Source organism: Sinorhizobium saheli (assembly GCF_001651875.1).
Taxonomy (GTDB): Bacteria; Pseudomonadota; Alphaproteobacteria; order Rhizobiales; family Rhizobiaceae; genus Sinorhizobium; species Sinorhizobium saheli.
In genome coordinates, this window is sequence record NZ_LNQB01000081.1 from 1 (window position 1) to 17,816 (window position 17,816).

A 17,816-nucleotide genomic window follows, 5' to 3' on the forward strand; every position below is an offset into this window, starting at 1 on the left:
TGTGGAAGTGCGGCAACGCATGAAGCTTACCGGTACTAATCGTTCGATCGGCTTGATCGTTCTTGTTGCCCATGCTCATCAAACGAAGTTTGATGATGCTATCTTCTGTCCTCACGCTGTCGCGATCCAAGGATCGCTGCGCTGCGGACGGCGCGCCGGACGCCCGGCGGCTCGGCTCTGCCGGCTGCTGGAAACATCCGGATAAGACGCAAAGACGTGTTCAAAACAAAAGAGGCGCAAGCCTCGCCAGCTTCTCACAATTTGCGCCCGCAGGGCGCAAATCTTGCGCTTTGCCGACCTGGTGGTTCTGGCGGGGTGGCTGCACCCGTTCCCATTCCGAACACGGCCGTGAAACGCCCCAGCGCCGATGGTACTTCGTCTCAAGACGCGGGAGAGTAGGTCGCTGCCAGGTCTGCAAAACGCAAGAAACTTCTTCTCATCACAGCATCGGCCCAGCCGAAACAACACGGGCCGCCATAAGCGGCCTTTTTGTTTGGCTAGACTGAAACTACAATACGGGCAAATCCTCCGGATTTGCTCGGGTGACGNTCTCAAATTGCGATGCCAAATCGCGCACATCAGCCGCCCCAACCGGGCGGTTTTTTTGCGTCTGCAAGTTCTGATGGTTGCGCCCTCCCGCAACCACTTCAACTTGGGAAGGATGCAAGTTCTGGCCGATGCCAGTCCTCGCAACCATCTCAACTTGCGATCGGCCCGCCCCTCCGGCGGGCCTTTTGCTTTTGAGCGAAATCGCAAGAATTCCCGCCAGATCACCGCGCACGTCGATCTTCAACTCGTCGTCCTCCGGCGTCAGGATGATGTCCCGCACGAGCGAGCGGATCAGGTCAGCCGCAGTCATCCGCTTCGCCTCCGAATCCTCCTGAAGCGCCGCGTATAGCTCGTCGACCTGGACGTGGTAGTGGTGAGCCATGTTCGGATGAAGGAGGGGCGGCGGCTCCTCCGCCTCTTGCAGGAACGCCTTCAGCTCTTTCTGGCGAGCCTCCAGGTCCTTCATTTGCTTCATCATGCGGGTAGGTGCGTCGTCGTCACTGGAGGCCATGATGAGCTTCATCAGCTTGTCCAGTTCACGGTCGATCCGCGTGACTTCAGCCTCGGCTTGCTCGATCGACGCCCTTCCTTCCATGCGGAGCCGGTTCATCTCGCGGGTAAACTCGTCGCAGAACTCCTTGAACAGCGCCGGGTCCATAAGGTGATGGCGCAGCGCGTTGAGAACGCGTGCTTCAAGCTGATCGCGCCGAATGTTCTTGCGATTGTCGCAGGTGCCCTTGTTGCGCGCCGTAGAGCAGCCGACCAGATCGGCTGAGATCATCGAGTAGCCACCGCCACAGCAACCGCATTTGGTCAGGCCTGAGAAGAGGTATTTGGGGCGCCGGCGTTCCCGGAAGTGGTTCTCGGTCGCGCCGTCGTCGCTGCGGTTCTGTTTGACGGCCTTCTGTCGCTCCTTCACGGCCTGCCAGAGATCGTCGTCGAGGATCCGCAACTCCGGCACGTCTTGAACGATCCAGTCTGACTCCGGGTTCATCCGCGCCTGGCGCTTGCCCGTGTCCGGGTCTTTAATGAATCGCTGCCGGTTCCAAACCAGCTTGCCGACATACATCTCGTTATTGAGGATGCCGTTGCCGCGCTTCGGGTTGCCGTTGATGGTGCTGAAGCCCCAATCGCCGCCGCCTGGCGCGGAGATGCTATCCTTGTTCAGTTCGAAGGCGATCCGCTTGGCCGATTTGCCTGCGGCATAGTCGCGGAAGATGCGTCGGATAACATCAGCCTGAAACTCGTTGATGGTTCGATCGCCGCGCACCGGCTCGCCGCTGGCGTCGAACTTCTTGACGACATCATAGCCATAGGAATTCCCGCCACCGGACTTGCCGAGCTCGACGCGGCCACGTTGACCCCGCCGAGTCTTGTCGGCGAGATCCTTCAGAAACAGGGCGTTCATCGTGCCCTTGAGCCCGACATGGAGATGCGTGACCTCTCCCTCGGAGAGCGTGACGATCTTCACGTCCGAATAGGCCATCCTCTTGTAGAAGCCAGCAATGTCTTCCTGATCGCGCGACAGGCGATCCATCGCCTCAGCCAGCACGTAGCGGAACCGGCCGCGCGTGGCGTCCGAGATTAGGGCCTGGATACCGGGGCGCAGGAGCGAGGCGCCAGAAATCGCGTGATCTGTATATTCCTCGACTACCTGCCAGCCCTGTTTCTCGGCGTGGAGGCGGCAGATGCGAAGCTGGTCGGCGATCGAAGCGTCGCGCTGATTGTCGGATGAGTAGCGGGCGTAGATCGCAACCTTCACAACGCACTCTCCTGCGGTATCAGGAGCGCGTCGTTCGGAGTTCCTTTGTCTGCTCCTCGAACGCTTCCTGCGCGGCGCGGCGGGCGAGAAGACGAACCAACTCGACTAGGCGCGGGTCCGGACTGTCGCCACGGCGCAAGAGCGTCAATTCTGGCTCGTTGAGCCGAAGCGTGCTCCTTTGCTTTGGGCGGTTGCCGGAATTCATCGTTGCGCCGTTCGAAGCCAATTGCAAGTTGATCGGCTTCAGGATCGCCGTGAAGAGAAGTATAAGCAACTGAAATTAGAGGAGAATAATCGGTGGAACCTGGGCGGCGCTGTCGTGCCAAAGTGTATTCTGGCGGATTAATGCGAGCTGTGGCATATGGTAAATACTGGCGGCCGATCAACGCAAAGTCTCCTCAAGCTGCGTTTTTCGCTTCTCCCAGTCGGGCATTACCGTTCCAAGGAGAGTTCGCCAGCCTTCACCGTGGTCGGGATAGAATGCGTGTGCGAGTTCATGGCAGATTACATAATCAATTAGCCTGGGGCTGGCGCGAACCAAGTCAATGTTGAGCACGACACGACCGCCAGGGGTGAAGCTTCCCCACCGCTTCGCCATTTTTCGGATAATTACAGGTGGACGATTTAGACCCTTTCGAAGGAAGGGCTCCGATACGATATCAAAACGCTGCCGGAACACTTCTCGCGCTCTGAGAACATAGAAAGCCTGAAGCAGACGCCTGCAGTGCGGTTGGTCCTTGATGCATCGGGCGCCGATTACCAAACGTCCGCCATCAAGCCAAACATGGGGATCGTCGGACTGCTCGATAGACAGGCGGTACTGTCGCCCGAGCAGAAGATGAGATTCACCAGAAACAAACCTTCGCTGAGGCGTGGCATTGGGCCTTCGCGAGATCGCGTCGAGCTGAGCGAAGATCCATGGTGCTTTCCTCTGCGCTCTTCTCTGGATTTCATCGAGATTCTCGCCAGCCGGCGCAAATATTGCGACCTCGCCGGTCGGCTTGACATCGATCCGAAGAGCACGCCTCTCTACGCGAAGGAGCTCGGCAACGGTTTGCCGCTCTCCCCAGCGTATTTCGATCTGCTCAACCAACGGATGACGGTCCATCTGTGTCCTCACTGCGATAGTCTCACGCGAGCGGATGCGAGGATGTCGTCGACGATAGTATCAAGAATGGCGGGATCGATCAGAATATCGCGGTGGCCGCGCAGTTCTTCGAAGAAGAAGTCATCGATGTCGTTGCGAATACCGTTTTCGACGTCGCGGTCATGTTGCCAGCCAACTTTACGGCGTTTGTGAACGATCCTGCTAATTTCTAGTGCAATGTCAGCAGCCAGCTCGGTGTCGCCGATACCCACTCGTTCTAGATTTCGCCTTGCCAAGCCCCAGAAGGCCTGGGCGTGACTGTCATCACGTAGACGCGACGGGGTAGGGTCTGCTTCATCTTGTCGGCTTAGGACTTTGTCTCGCAGGTCTTTGATTTTTGAAAGATAAGTCAGCTCATCAATACGGCTCCTGTGGAAATCAGCGATCGTGTCGCGGATGAGCCTCGAGAATTTCTCGAAGAAGATTGGATCTTCGTCCCATTTTTCTTCTATTGAGCGAGTTAGTTGATGGGCGATAGTGTCAGCGATTGATGCGTCAGTTTCGGTCTTATCCTTCCTGCGCTGTTCGATTGCGACTTCATCAAAAATGTTTAACGGTTCGACGAGGGTGACGACGTCGCGTGCAATAACGTGGCGATCCAGCAACTGACGAATTCGTTTTTCGTAATCGCGCCAATCGACCCGTTCGGCGTATCGAAGGCTGACGGCGGCGCGTAATGCGGTGAACCGGCCCAGATCGTCTTTCCAACGCTTAAGGAGCTCCGGCTTTGTTGCCTCGACAAATGCTGGCGAGGCGAGCGCCACGGAAAAAGCCCGCGCGAATGCCGAAAGGCGTTCGTAGAACTCGACTCTTATCGCCTCATCGGCAAGGAGCCGCGCGTAGGCTTCGGCATCAAATGTGTTCGACACGGATTTGAATACGTCCAGCAACGCCGCATGAGCGCCTGGCACCTTGTTCGCTTCGTCTCGGATTGCCAGGACGCTACTTGCAATGTCTTCCTGGCTGAAGCCCTGGAGGGCATCATAGCTGGCGAGCGCGGCGCCGAGATCCTTCAGGACGCCTGTATAATCGATGATGAAGCCGAAGGGCTTCTCCGTCGCGCCCTCTTCGTCGAATACGCGATTGACGCGCGCGATGGCTTGCAACAGGCCATGCTCTTTCAAACGGCGAGCTACATAGAGCACGGTGTTCCGTGGCGCATCGAACCCGGTGAGAAGCTTGTCGACGACAATAATGATCTCAGGCTCATCCGGTCCTTTGAATTGCTCGACGATGGTCCGGTTATAGGCGTCTTCACCCCCGTAACGCTCCATCATCTTCCGCCAAAACGCGCGGACGAGATCGTCGTCGGCTTCATCGACTTCATCCTCGCTTTCGCGCATTTCTGGAGCCGAAATCACGACCTCGGTGTTCACGACACCGAATTCGTCAAATAGCTTCTTAAGTAGAATGGCGGCCCTCTTTGAAGATGCCGCAAGCTGCCCCTTTAGTCCGGTTCCTTTGAAGTTCGCCGAGAAATGTTGCCCGACGTCGAACGCGATGGACTGAAGTCTCGAATCCACCCCCTCGATTTCACGGGCGCGGCTCATCTTTTGTTTCAGATCGGCGCGCTGATCGTCAGAGAGACCGCGCGTGTGGACTTCGAACCAGCGATCGATCTGCGGGTCATCGACGTCGGTGATGACCTCTCGCCCCTCATAGAGCAGTGGTACGACAGCCTTGTCCGCCACAGCATCGCGCATGGAATAGGAGGGCCGCACGAGGTCGCCAAACTTGGCGAATGTGCTTTTTTCCTTCTTGGCGATCGGCGTGCCAGTGAAGGCGACAAAGCAGGCGTTCGGAAGCACCTCCCGCATACGGGCGTGCAAGCTATCGAGGTTGCCATATTGGCTGCGGTGGCTTTCATCGACGAGAACGAAGATGTCGGAAGAGCTATCAACGACTCGTCGTTTGTTCAGGCCGGCCCGGAATTTATGAATGAGTGTGGTGATGACCGGCGCTTTTTGCTCAACCAGGGAAAGCAGGTGTTCGCCCGTCGCTGCCCGCTTGGGTTCTTGACCCGTGGCGCGGAAGGTCTTGGTGATTTGATCATCGAGATCGGTGCGGTCGGTCACGATGACGATGCGGGCGAGCGGATGAGCCATTACAATGGATTTGGCCAGCATGACCATCGTCAGGCTTTTGCCTGAGCCTTGCGTGTGCCAGACAACGCCTCCCTTGCGACGTCCTGCTGAGTCCCGCTCTTCTGTTCGTTTCAATAGGGTCTCGATGGTCGCCACTTGCTGATAGCGAGCTACCTTCTTATGGGGACCGTCGAAGAGCATATAACGGCGTGCGAGCCGCATGAAGCGTTCCGGCCGGCAAAGACCCACAATCGTTTCATCGAGCGGCGTGACGAGCCGATGCTCCTCCATGAGCATATCATGTCGCTTCATATATGGCCCGAAATCGAGAGCCACACGTTTGCCTTCAACCGTGTTGAGAGGACGATTGACGATCTCCGAGATAAAGGCGTCCGGGTCTTCCCGTTCCTTCCAGACACTCCAGAGCTTTCGGGGCGTTCCTACAGTGCCGTAGCGCGGATCATGGCTATTGGCTGACAGCAACAACTGTGCGGAGTAAAATAGCGCTGGAACGCCTTCTCCTGCCTTTTGGTTGCGGATCTGCTGCCTTACCCCCTGATCCGCGGCCACATGAGATGCCTTTACTTCGATGACGCCAAGCGGAATGCCGTTTACGAAGAGGACCAGATCGACTCGGATTGCCGGGCCGCCCGCCTCGGTCACCGTGTACTCGCTTGTCACCTGAAAGCTGTTGGCGCGCCAATCGCTCCAGTCGATGAATTTGAACGGCCATTCTCGCGAAGTGGCCCCGATGGTCTGTGGCAATGCGATGCCCAGCACCAGGTCGTCGGTCATGCGCTCATTGGCGCGAACTACGCCTTCGGGGATCCGTTCAGCCAGACGTCTGACCGCCGCGTCGATGTTCGCTTCGGAGAAGGGATACGCGCGCCCATCGACGTGTATCCGATTGATGCGCGCCAGGTCGGCCCGAAGCTGGGTCTCGAGAAACGGTAGCGTTCGACGCCCGTCACGCCACTGGTCCGCCTCGGCTCGCGTCACATAGCGCCAACCGCAGTTGATTAGCGCATGCAGCGCCTGAAGCTGCGCACTGCCGGCTTCGGATGTTGTGAACTGGGGGGATCCACTCATTTCCTACCCCCAGACCTTCGCGGAGGCAGCGTCGAAAAAATCGACGCTTAGCGCAGGAAATGCTTTCGGCCGCAATGCAGCGATGCGCTCAACGTTAGCGCGAATAGCTGAATTCGCCTTGTTGCTCGGGTCGCCATATAGGCTGACAAAGAGGTGCGCGATTTTCCCTCTGCCGATTTGATCGAGCACATGGGCGTCATTCTTCGCAAATGAATGGCCGTAAACGAACAGTGCCGTGCCATCCTTTGGTTTGGTCTGGCAGACACCAGCAAAGCTCTTGAAATTGTGATGCAGGTAAGCGCTGTGCTGAATTTTGGTCAATTTGCTCTTACTATCACCCTCGGCGACAAAGACAGGGAACATGTTCTTCTTCAACGCCTCGTTGGCCTGATCCACCAACGCTTTCCCGGTGTTCACCCATGTGTATTTCTGAAGCTGATATCCGGCATCGAACAGATGTAGAGCACCATGCAGATAGTGAATGTTCTGCCCATGTGCCGCGCCTTCACCCTGCCACTCGACATAGGGGGCGTCGTAGTCATCCTGATCTTTTCGAAAACCATCGTCGTGATTTAGCACGATGAACTCTGCTGGATCGTCTTCCTCATGCATGAGCGCCCAGTAGAGAAGGAGATCGTAGTTCATCGTGTAGATTTTTCCGCCCGCGTTTGCTCCGACAAAATTCGAGAGGAAGGTCCGACAGGCGAAATAGCGATCATCCGTGATGTCATTGGGACGCGGCGGATGTCGCCCCGCGACGGCTTGAATAAGGTCTGTCTTGAGCTTTTCGGCGTCGCCATTCATCCGTGCCATCGTGCGCTTCAGCTTTGGATTGTATGCGAACACGATCGCGGCAGCGTGCTGAAGGGCGCGAATGACTTCTTCGAAATCTTGAGTCCCCATTGCCGCAAAGATCGCAGCAAGCTCCTTGGGCATCGTCTTTTTGGCTTCTTCGAACAGTGATCCGTAGGCGAAAATGTCCGGTTTGCAAGCAATGCTGAAACCGTTGCCAAGCAGCAGATGCTTCTTGCCGTAGGAATCGGCCTTCTTGAGCGCCTGGTCAAAGCTGAGAATCTTGACCGTCATATCGCCTTCCCTTCAACAACGGCCTTTAGGAACGAGACCTCCAGCTTCTTCGCTTCTGTGCTCGTAAGATTCTTCTTGGTAAATTGAGAGATGCGGGTTTCGCGGCCAGATTGCCGATTGGTTTTGAAGGCCTCAAAGTTTGAATTCCGCCCGGCCCCTGAAACATGGACGAAGCGGTATGTGTGCCGCGCATCGGCACCAACCAGCATTCCGGTGGCATCGACCGTCCAATGCCCGGCAAATGATAGCTTTTCCAGGGCGCGTCTCATGTCGAGGGCGGACTGAAAACGCTTGCCGGGGTCAGGATCGATGGCTGTCAGAACAGCACGGCAAACAGGATTGGGGATGAATGCCGGGAAATCACTGCGGGATAGCAGCGATCCACTGGCCAGGGCGGTCTCGTAAGCGCTACGTCCCAAAGCATTGAACTTGGCTTCAAGCGCCCCGAGACCCGTCAACAGCCGGAACATGGTCAAGCCGGACTGAAAAATGTCCGTTCGCGCCTCGATACCGTTGCCGGCGGCTGTCTCGGGTGCGGCATGAAGGACATACCAACTGGACGGCATGACAGCCGCGCCGTTCGGAGAAATTCCCACGATGCCGTAGTCGGCCAATTTGGCCTGCCCCTGCCGACCCCGCAGAATGTTCTGCGGCTTCACATCATTGTGGAAAAAGTTATTGAGGTGCAGGTGCTCAAGCCCTTGAAGAACATCTATCATCGAGCGAACGGCGATCGGCAGTGGCAGAAAACCGCTTGGATTGGCAAGCGTTGTAATCGATCCGTCGGGAAAGTAGTCCATTGCAATCACGACCTTGCCGTCGGTCGCTACATCCGCCTGATGAACATGCACGAGATTATTGTGCGTGAAGGCATGACCGACTTGAGCTTCGCGCAAGCGCTGATCGATTCCGATACCTGCATTCAGTATCTTGATCGCGTATTCATGATTCACGGCCCGATCCTGCGCCAGCCAGACCTCGCCGAACGATCCCCGGCCGATCGGCCGCGCCAGACGGTATTTGTTGTAGAAGGTTGTGCCGTTCGTGATCGGAACCGGGGCAGGGGGCAGACTCATGGATTTGTCGCCCCCCACCACGCGGCAACGATGGCATCGGCCATTTTGCTGTCCCAATACCGTGTCGTCTGACCGACCCGCGCGATCGCATGATCTTTAACCTGGGCACTCCTGGTCGCCAGAGAGGCGTAAATCTTCGCTACGACAGGCTTGTTGTGGAGGCCGCAGTACAAAAGCAGCGCCGCTTCCTGATAGGAAGCAATCCGCTTGGCGTTGTTATCTCCTTGGGTGAACTCGCCCTTCTTGATGATCACCCTGGCGATGTCGGGATGAATATGAAAAATGCGCTCGAATTCGCGATAGAGCCACGTCACTTGCGCAGCTTCTCCGTCACAGTCCGCGGGAAAGCGAAGTCGGCTCTCTGTATCTGCGTTGAGCAGCGTAAGCGGGTTTGCTGAGCCATCGACTATTGCATAGCGGGGCGTATTCGGATCACTTCTGAAGCCAAGGATTTTCATTCGAAGTTTCCTCCCAGCCTGCTATCGTTCGAGAACAGCTTTTGCATCAGGCCGCGCTTTTGAGCCCGAAGGACCTCAACGCGCCGCGTAAGATCTTCGATCATGAGATCTTCAGCATCCAAAACCCCAGCAATCCTCTGTTGTATCTCAAATGCTGGGAGGAAGATTTCTGCCTGTTCGATCGCGTCCAGGGTTAGACCGAAGCGGACAACTCCGTTCGCCAATCGGCTGAACTGCCAACGGATCGATGGATGGCGCATTGCCTGTGCGATAAACGGGCCATAACCAATTCCTTCTCGCGGGCGGGCAATCGCAAGATGATAGCCACAGACAAGATTCTCTATGTCCTCTGCGATCAGAGCCGGTTCGGCGATTTCCTCTGACGTCTCGGAGTCTTTCGTGAAAACAATGTCGTGTTTGCGTAGGCTATTGTTAGCGATCTGGCTGGACGAAGCCGTCGCGCGCATGAAATCCATTTTGGTCGTGATCCGTGAATTGTGAAACACGTCCATGTAGTTGCACAGCCGAACGGGAGCCTCGCCATCGCGGGTCTTCTTGTCGACACCGCTGAACCAGACATCCGCCGCATTGGTCAGGGGTTGCTTGGGGAGATTGCGAAATAGCTTTTGAACCAATGCGCCTTTTCGCTGCCACTTCGCCGCGATCAGTCGTTCCGTCTGTTCTATGGCTTGATCCCATGCATCCAGCACGGAGACGATACGCTGTTGCTTCGGAAGTGGGGGCGGGCACGCCGGTATTTCAGCGAACGAATCGAAATATAACCGCAGACGATCCTCTGTCAGCCCATGCGAGTAGGCCCAGAACAAATGGATCATGCGCGATGATTTGAACCAGTGATATGCAAACCGAGAGTCGATGCTTGGTCTCGGCTGGAGCACGACATAGGCGGGACTGACAATTCCATCCGCTTCGGCAAGGCCACATGCGCCCTGCCACATCCGCATCATGTTGTAGGCAATGTCACCCTTGCGAACCAGCAAGTGCTGATCTGGGCGCAGTGTCGATTCGGTGCGGCGATCCAAGTTCTCTCTGAGGACCAAACTATCGTTCATGGTCACCGACATGACGGGCAGACCCCCTTGCCCGGCTTCCTGTCGATTGGTGAAGAAATCACCGAGATACAATTGACTCATGCGACACCGCCTTCGGCGATTTTGCTTTTGCGCCAGTCCCCATAAGTCTGCCCGGTCGCTTCATCTCGCCAATAGCGCGGCCCGCTAATGTTGCCACCGCGAACAACGCCGCCGGCTCCTGACGGGGAATCAAAGGCGGTATCGGCTGTAAAGCGCAGGAGTTTTACATCATCGGCGGGGACTAGCACGTCATCGGCTATGAGCTGAGCTCTCCGGCGCCTCAAACTGTCGTCGCAGCTCGGGACTTCCTGAGCCTTCGCAAGTGAGCCTGCCAGTACGACGAATTCGTCCCCGGCTTCTCTCGCGCGCGCCTTAGTCCCAGCTTCGGTAAATACAAAAGTCGGCGCGCTCTCGCTGCCACCAGACGGGGAGACGGTATTGGCGGCCGAGTTTCCATTGTGGGATGGGGCGATAGCATCGTGACCAGCAGGCCGCAGCACATCGAATCCCAGAACCGGCAGCAGGATTTCGATTTCATCGAGCACCCGCTCCATGTCAGCAATTTCCGGCTCCGGCAGCCCCCTGAACGGTGGCTCCGTGCCATTGATCAGTTTTGCCCGTCCCGCACCCCGGATCGCGGCTATGATCCGGCTTTCCAGATAACGGCCATGCGCCTTCGTCAGGTTCTCGTCCTTGGAGACGATCAGCACCGCGCGGGTGAAAAACTCTTTGCTCTCATCACCGTCGTGAGCCGCGAGCCGCGTCTTCACCTGATCGCCTTCGCCGACATAGACAAGTTGGCGCCCTGGGAAATCAGGGTCTGGGCCGACAAGGAGATAAATGCCGGTGCGGGAGGCTTCCTCGCGGCGGATCAGATCGGGCAAGGCAGTGCGAGAGGCAACGGCCGCCCGCACCGAGGAAATTCCCAGCTCGGCGGTGATAACCCCCGAGGGCGACCCGTCGACCAGATAGAGCTTCAGGGTGCGGCCACGCCGGGACGCTGTGCGAAGGGAAGCGTCAGACATCGATGCCCACTTCCTTCAGGTAATAGTTCATCTTTGCTCGCGTTTCGGCGAGCTGGGCTTCAATGTCGCGGATTTCGTTCTGAACAGCCTGGAGGTCGATTTCCGGCTCCGGTTCAAAGGTGTCCACATAGCGCGGAATATTGAGGTTGAAGCCATTGGCCTCGATTTCTTCGAAGGTCGCCTTGTGAGAATAGCGTTCGATTTCCGCCTGGCTGCGATAGGTCTCGACGATCTTGCGGACGTTGTCGTCCGTCAGCCGATTCTGCTTTTTGCCCGGTTCGAATTCACGGCTTGCATCGATGAACAGAATGTCACGGTCGTGCGAACGCAAGCCACCAGACTCCCGCGCCCTGTCAAACACCATGATGCAGACGGGAATTCCGGTGGTTGGGAAAAGCTGACCAGGCAAGCCGATGACAGCATCGAGCACGTTGTCGCGGATCAGCTTTTCGCGGATCTTGCCCTCGGCACCCGAGCGGAACAGAACGCCATGAGGTGCAATGACAGCCATACGTCCAACTGTCGGCTGCGTGATTGCGAGCATGTGGAGAATAAAGGCATAGTCGCCTCGGCTCTTGGGAGGCATATGCGGCGTGAAGCGCTTGTAAGGGTCGGGAAGGGCGTTGCCCTCCGAATCCGTGTTGCCCCACCACTTGTCGAGACTGAACGGCGGATTCGCCACCACCACGTCGAAGCGCATGAGATGATCGCTCTCGATCAGGGTCGGCGAGTTCAGCGTGTCGCACCAGTCGATGCGCGCGCCATCTTGTTTATGCAGCAGCATGTTGAGCCGCGCCAGCGAGCGCGTGCTGCCATTCGATTCCTGTCCGAAAAGCTGGAAATTCCCGTCTTTCACCTCCTCGCCGGCACGCAGCAGAAGGGACGCCGATCCACATGCTGGATCGCAAATGCGGTCGCCGGACTTGGGGTTCGCCAATTTGGCGACGACCTCGGATACCTTGCGGGGCGTGAAGAATTCACCGGCCTTTTTGCCCGCATCCGAGGCAAATCGCTCGATCAGGAAGATGTAGGCGTCCCCGAGCACATCTTCAGAGGTATCGGAAAGGTCAAGGCCAGGCTTCGCGAAGTCCTCGAGCAGCATCTTCAGGCGCCGATTCCGGTCCTTGGTTTGCCCGAGATTGGTTTCAGAATTAAAATCGATCGCGCGGAAAAGGCCACCGAGCTTCCCTTCATTGGCCTTTTCGATCGCGTCCAGCACGATGTTGATCAATTCGCCGATGTTGTCGCGCCCGCGGCGTTCGTGCAGGGCATAGAAGTCGGCAAGGAAGCTCTCCTCCACCGCATTGGTCTTGGAGTTTTTCAACTCCACCATGGGCAGCTTGAAGCGTTCGCGGTCGAGCCGACGCTGGATGCGGAGTTCATCGCCGCCAAACTCACGACGATACTCCTCGACATGCTTGCGGCGCACATCACTGATATATTTTAGGAAGAGCGCTGTAAGGACATAGTCCTTGTACTGTGTCGCATCGACAGCGCCGCGAAATGTGTCGCAGGCGCGCCAAACTGTCGAGAGAATGTCGTCTTGTTGAAGGGCGGTCACGGAAATCTCCTATGAATGCGTGGGTGGGGTGCTGGCGCAGATGGCGCGCGCCAAAGCCTCGCGGCCAAGAATGGAATTGAGTTCGATAAGCCGCTTCAGCAGGTCGGCTTCGGCCCGAACGCAGCTTGCCAGCCCAGCAACCAGTTGCTGCTTCTGCATTGGCGGAAGGGGTACACGAATCTTTTCGAGAGCATCCTTCGGCAGACGAGCGAGGCCGCTGCCCTGTTTGCTGCCTGCTAACGCGGCTTGCGTCGTGGGCAACTCAAGGAAGGCCGCCAGGTATCCGGGATCGATTTTCGAAGGGTCGGGACGAACGAGGTATAGATCCAAAGAGATGTAGGCCCCGACGACTGACTGACTCGCCAAGCAAGCATCCGTCGCCGCGCCGCGTGCGCCGACGATCAGATCCCCTTCGTCGATTGCCCATGCCCTCGCAACCGCAGGCTCTTCGCCGGTCGCCAAATTCGGAATTCGACCGCACCTTAATTCGGACAGGTCGGAAAGGCGCACAAACCGCGCAGGCCCATCGCCAGCCTCTTGGACTGCGACCCCTGTTAGAATGTTGGCAACTTCTTTGAGTTCGAGCATGTCTCTAATTAGCAAAGTCCTTAATTGTGGTCAATGGAAGTTTGAGAGTCCCTCTAATTTAATTTCCAATGGTGGAGTCTGGTGGTGATGATCTCCTACGGATTTCCAGCGGACGGACGGAGCCGTAGCGTGAAGGGGAAGGGCTTCCCTGCGTCCGTGTCTTTGGTCTTCTCCGACCCCTTCTGCGGGGAGACCCCGCAACGCCCCTGAGAGTCAGAGTATGGACCTGGCTTCCGTGACGGGTTGAGTGCTGGGAGAGAGGCTTCTGGCGCCCGTCATGGAGATTGGTCCCATGAATATGCAGGTTCTGGATGGCCGCCGTGAAGCGACCGGCGGCTACAAGGTGGATGTCAGCAGAGGCGAACGGATCGGCCGGGTGTCGTCCGAGTGGTTCTCTCGTCCGGCGGACGAGCGTTATCTGTCGCTCAACGAACTGATGGCTTCCGTGCGTAACCGGGCCGAGCGTAGCCGGACGCGCGTGGTGGAAAGCGCCCTCATCCATGTGGAGGCGAGCCGCACAGACGCCGAACGGCTGTCCCTGATCCTGCCGGGTTCAGACATGCCGGTCGCGCCGACGCATTGGAGCTTCGGCCAGCTCGCCGGTCAGGTCGGCGCTCCGGCAGCCTATCTGCGCCAGCTCCCGGCCGCGCTTGCCGGTATAAATCTGCAATATGGCCTGACCTCCAATCGGGCAGAGCAGATCAAGACGCTCGAAACCGATGATGGCCGCATCGAGCTTCGCGCTGTAACTGGCCCGGACTACGGCCGCATCTATGACTACGAACTGGTCGAGGCCGTGCAGCGCATCGCCGGTAACGGCACTGGCGATACCCGGTGGAAGGTGCCGGGGGTTCTCGACTGGTCAACCGGGATCTACAATCCGCGCGTTGACATCACCAAGGACACGACGACGCTCTATGCGAGCGACCGCGACGTGTTCCTCTTCCTCGTTGATGATCTGAACCCCATCGAGGCCGGGCGCCTGCCGGACGGCTCGCCCGATCTCTACTTCCGCGGCTTCTATTGCTGGAACTCGGAAGTCGGGGCGAAGACGCTCGGCATGGCAAGCTTTTACCTGCGCGCGGTCTGCCAGAATCGAAATTTGTGGGGCGTCGAGGATTTCGAGGAAATCACCATCCGCCACAGCAAGTATGCGGCCTCCCGCTTCGCCCACGAGGTGGCTCCGGCGCTGCTGAACTTCGCCAACTCCTCACCGATGCCCTTCATCAACGGTATCAAGGCCGCCCGCGAACGGATCGTTGCGAAGAGCGACGAGGATCGCACCGACTTCCTGCGCCGGCGTGGCTTCTCCAAGGCGGAAACCGGCAAAATCATCGACACGGTGCTGGCGGAAGAAGGCCGCCCGCCCGAGTCAATTTTCGATTTTGTGCAGGGGATCACCGCACTCGCGCGCGACAAGCCCCATCAGGATGCCCGTCTCGACTTGGAGGCAAAGGCCAAGAAGCTGCTCGATCGTGCAGCCTGATATCCGTGAAGCCGGAGATAAGAATGTCCGTATTTCCGGCTTTGCGCGGTCGCGTCTTCTCGTTTGCCCGGTTTCGTGGCGCTGCCCTCATAGAGTGAGAGGGCGGCGCTTCGCTTCGTGACGGGTTGGAGGTCGAGAGAGAGGCTCCCGGCCGCCCGTCGCGGAGATTACCCCGATGGCTACCGCCGCTCAAAAAATCACCCTGTCGTCCTCGCGCGACATCCCCTTCAACAAGCTCGTTTTGAGCCAATCGAACGTCCGCCGCATAAAGGCCGGCGTTTCGATCGACGACCTTGCTGTCTCGATCGCGCGTCGCGGCTTGATCCAGAGCCTTCACGTCCGTCCAGTCCTCGACGCGGACGGACAGGAAACCGGCATGTTCGAGGTTCCCGCCGGCGGCCGCCGCTATCAGGCTCTCGCGATCCTTGTGAAGCAAAAGCGCCTCGCCAAGACCGCGCCGGTTCCCTGCGTCGTTGGCGACGCTGCCAGCGGCATCCTGATGGAGGAAATCTCGTTCGCTGAGAATGACGAGCGTGTTCCGCCACATCCTCTCGATCAGTATCGCGCTTTCCAGACCATGTGCGACAAGGGAATGACCGAGGAAGACATCGCCGCCGCCTTTCTCATCGACGTCAATGTCGTCAAGCAGCGTCTGCGCTTGGCCTCCATCTCGCCGGTGTTGCTCGACATCTATGCCGAAGACGGCATCGAACTTAAGCAGCTTATGGCCTTCACCGTCTCGCAGGATCATACGCGCCAGGAGCAGGTCTGGGCAGCGATCAAGGACGGCTGGCAGAAGGAGCCGTGGCAAATCCGCCGCATGCTCACCGAGACTGCGGTACGCGCATCCGACAAGCGTGCCGTGTTCGTCGGTATCGACGCCTACGAGGCGGCGGGCGGCTACGTCCTTCGCGATCTGTTTGAGGACGACAATGGCGGCTGGCTGCAAGACCCGGTCCTGCTCGATCGACTGGTCGGTGAAAAGCTGAAAACCATCGCCGAGGACATTGCCGGCGACGGCTGGAAATGGGTCGAGATCGCCGCCAACTTTCCCTATGGATACAACGACGGCCTGCGAGAACTTGTCGGTACGACTGCCGATCTGACGGACGAAGAGCGTGCTGCCCGCGAGGCGCTTCGTGACGAACATGATCGACTGGAAGCCGAATATGCTGAGGCCGACGATCTGCCCGACGAGATCGATCAGCGCCTTGGCGAGATCGAGCAGGCGCTCGACGCTTTCGAACAGCGCCCGGCGACCTACGATCCGGCTGAGATTGCCCGCGCCGGCGTCTTTGTCAGCATCGACCGTGATGGTGATCTGGTCGTCGATCGCGGCTATGTCCGCCCCCAGGATGAAGCTCCGGTCGCTATCGATGGCGAAGAGAGCAATGATGATCCCGATGACGTCGCTTCAGAAGTCGGTGCCAACGCCACCATCCAGCGGGCCGTTATCACCGTCGGCGGTCAACCGGCCGAGCCGGAAGAGGATGACGAGGAGGATGTCATCAAGCCGCTGCCGGAACGGCTCGTGATCGAGCTGACCGCACATCGCTCACTGGCGCTTCGCGATGCGGTCGGCGCCAATCCTCATGTGGCGCTCACTGCCTTTTTGCATAAGCTGGTTCGCGACACTTTCCAGCGCACCAGTACGTCGGGTGCGAGCCTGCAAGCTTCGGTCAATCACGTCTTTTTCCGTGAGCAGGGCAAGGATCTCGCTGACGCGCCCTATGCAAGATCTGTCACCCAGCGGCATGAGGACTGGAACGCGGATATTCCGGCCGACGATGACGCGCTCTGGGATTGGCTTGCCGTGCTCGACGACACCAGCCGCTTGGCGCTGCTCGCCCATTGCGTCGCCTATGGGGTCAACGCCCTGTACGAGCGTCCGAATCCCCACAGCGCCACCGGGATCTCGCAGGCAGCCCTTGATCGCCGTATGGCCGAGGCGGATCGGCTGGCGCGCTCCACCGGACTCGACATGGTGGACGCGGGCTTCCGGCCCACGGTCGAGAACTATCTCGGCCGCGTGACCAAGCCGCGCATCCTCGCCGCCGTCCGTGAAGGCGCCGGCGAGCGTGCGGCCCAGCTCGTCGCCCATCTGAAAAAGGGCGACATGGCGGTGGAGGCCGAGCGCCTTCTGGCGGATACCGGCTGGTTGCCGGAACCGCTGCGGCTTGGCGATCTCGATGGCGATCAAGTCATGACGCAGACGGACGCCGATGGTGGCGACGATACCGCACTGCCGGATTTCCTCGCGGTGGATGACGATGAGGAAGATCCGGCCGACATCGAAGAAGATGAGCAGGAGATCATCGCCGCGGAATAATCCGCATGGAAGGGGCGGCGCAGGCCGCCCCTTCCATCGTTCGCAACGAGCGCTCTACTAATACGGTGGGGCGCTTTTGTCATGCGGTCCATAATCGATAGCACGACGTTGGTTGTGAATAGGGACGGCAGCTCACTCTCGGCGGCTATAGCCTGCAGATCTGCACATTTTCGGCCTTGTCCGGTCCGCTAGATTTCACCCGCCCATAAACCGGATAAGGAATTTCATATGACGAGCGAATCCGAATTCGTTGCTATGCCGGAGGATCATCCAGACCGGCTGGAGAACTGCGGAATATCCAAGTACAGCCTCTCGCGATTGCGCTCTACATACCTGACATTTTTGTCGGACTTCGACGACAAAACAGATGCCGATATCCTGAGGGAACCGAACCTCAATCGTCGGGTGCTCACGGAAATCAGGGAAGCTCAAGCGAGACGTAAGCAGTCTGGACGGAGCTGATGCTGGCAGTGCGGATACCC

At 58.2% G+C, this 17,816-nt stretch carries 13 protein-coding genes, 1 rRNA gene and 1 pseudogene; 5 read left to right on the top strand and 10 right to left on the bottom strand.

All coding sequences use genetic code 11. The features are described 5' to 3' along the window. Together ATB98_RS29790 and rrf are read left to right on the top strand one after the other, a co-directional pair. A partial coding sequence (locus ATB98_RS29790) for a hypothetical protein (protein WP_210178136.1) occupies positions 1–205 on the top strand: 205 nt, incomplete at its 5' end. A gap of 92 nt (positions 206–297) precedes the next feature. Beyond that, positions 298–412, top strand: a 5S ribosomal RNA gene (gene rrf / locus ATB98_RS18630). Between the two features lie 137 nt (positions 413–549). Here rrf and ATB98_RS18635 read toward each other — a convergent pair. From ATB98_RS18635 to ATB98_RS18685, 10 genes and pseudogenes are all read right to left on the bottom strand, one after another. After that, positions 550–2,311: pseudogene (locus ATB98_RS18635) on the bottom strand (recombinase family protein); the annotation flags it as partial. Between the two features lie 382 nt (positions 2,312–2,693). Next, positions 2,694–3,419 (bottom strand): M48 family metallopeptidase, encoded by a 726-nt coding sequence (locus ATB98_RS18645; protein WP_153435711.1) that lies wholly within the window; start codon positions 3,417–3,419, stop codon positions 2,694–2,696. Positions 3,420–3,427: 8 nt separating this feature from the next. Further along, on the bottom strand, positions 3,428–6,631 hold the full coding sequence (locus ATB98_RS18650) for a type I restriction endonuclease subunit R (RefSeq protein WP_066876143.1): 3,204 nt from the start codon (positions 6,629–6,631) through the stop codon (positions 3,428–3,430). Between the two features lie 3 nt (positions 6,632–6,634). After that, positions 6,635–7,717, bottom strand: a complete 1,083-nt coding sequence (locus ATB98_RS18655) for a DUF4917 family protein (RefSeq protein WP_066876145.1) — start codon at positions 7,715–7,717, stop codon at positions 6,635–6,637. Next, positions 7,714–8,793 (bottom strand): serine/threonine-protein kinase, encoded by a 1,080-nt coding sequence (locus ATB98_RS18660; protein WP_066876146.1) that lies wholly within the window; start codon positions 8,791–8,793, stop codon positions 7,714–7,716. Before ATB98_RS18660 ends, ATB98_RS18655 begins: the two co-directional genes overlap by 4 nt. Then, positions 8,790–9,251: a hypothetical protein gene (locus tag ATB98_RS18665; protein ID WP_066876147.1), complete on the bottom strand. Its 462-nt coding sequence runs from the start codon at positions 9,249–9,251 to the stop codon at positions 8,790–8,792. Before ATB98_RS18665 ends, ATB98_RS18660 begins: the two co-directional genes overlap by 4 nt. Continuing rightward, positions 9,248–10,405 (bottom strand): restriction endonuclease subunit S, encoded by a 1,158-nt coding sequence (locus ATB98_RS18670; RefSeq protein ID WP_066876148.1) that lies wholly within the window; start codon positions 10,403–10,405, stop codon positions 9,248–9,250. Before ATB98_RS18670 ends, ATB98_RS18665 begins: the two co-directional genes overlap by 4 nt. Beyond that, on the bottom strand, positions 10,402–11,370 hold the full coding sequence (locus ATB98_RS18675) for a DUF4357 domain-containing protein (protein WP_066876149.1): 969 nt from the start codon (positions 11,368–11,370) through the stop codon (positions 10,402–10,404). Before ATB98_RS18675 ends, ATB98_RS18670 begins: the two co-directional genes overlap by 4 nt. Further along, complete coding sequence (locus ATB98_RS18680) at positions 11,363–12,931, bottom strand: type I restriction-modification system subunit M (protein ID WP_066876150.1); 1,569 nt, start codon at positions 12,929–12,931, stop codon at positions 11,363–11,365. Before ATB98_RS18680 ends, ATB98_RS18675 begins: the two co-directional genes overlap by 8 nt. A gap of 9 nt (positions 12,932–12,940) precedes the next feature. Beyond that, on the bottom strand, positions 12,941–13,519 hold the full coding sequence (locus ATB98_RS18685) for a restriction endonuclease subunit S (protein WP_066876151.1): 579 nt from the start codon (positions 13,517–13,519) through the stop codon (positions 12,941–12,943). Between the two features lie 292 nt (positions 13,520–13,811). Here ATB98_RS18685 and ATB98_RS18690 point away from each other — a divergent pair, with 292 nt between their 5' ends. The 3 genes from ATB98_RS18690 (at position 13,812) to ATB98_RS18700 (ending at position 17,796) form a co-directional block, all read left to right on the top strand. Beyond that, positions 13,812–15,005 (top strand): DUF932 domain-containing protein, encoded by a 1,194-nt coding sequence (locus ATB98_RS18690; RefSeq protein WP_066876152.1) that lies wholly within the window; start codon positions 13,812–13,814, stop codon positions 15,003–15,005. 175 nt (positions 15,006–15,180) lie between these two features. Beyond that, complete coding sequence (locus tag ATB98_RS18695; protein WP_066876156.1) at positions 15,181–17,334, top strand: ParB/RepB/Spo0J family partition protein; 2,154 nt, start codon at positions 15,181–15,183, stop codon at positions 17,332–17,334. A gap of 228 nt (positions 17,335–17,562) precedes the next feature. Next, positions 17,563–17,796, top strand: a complete 234-nt coding sequence (locus tag ATB98_RS18700) for a hypothetical protein (RefSeq protein ID WP_066876158.1) — start codon at positions 17,563–17,565, stop codon at positions 17,794–17,796. The last annotated feature ends 20 nt before the right edge of the window (positions 17,797–17,816 follow it).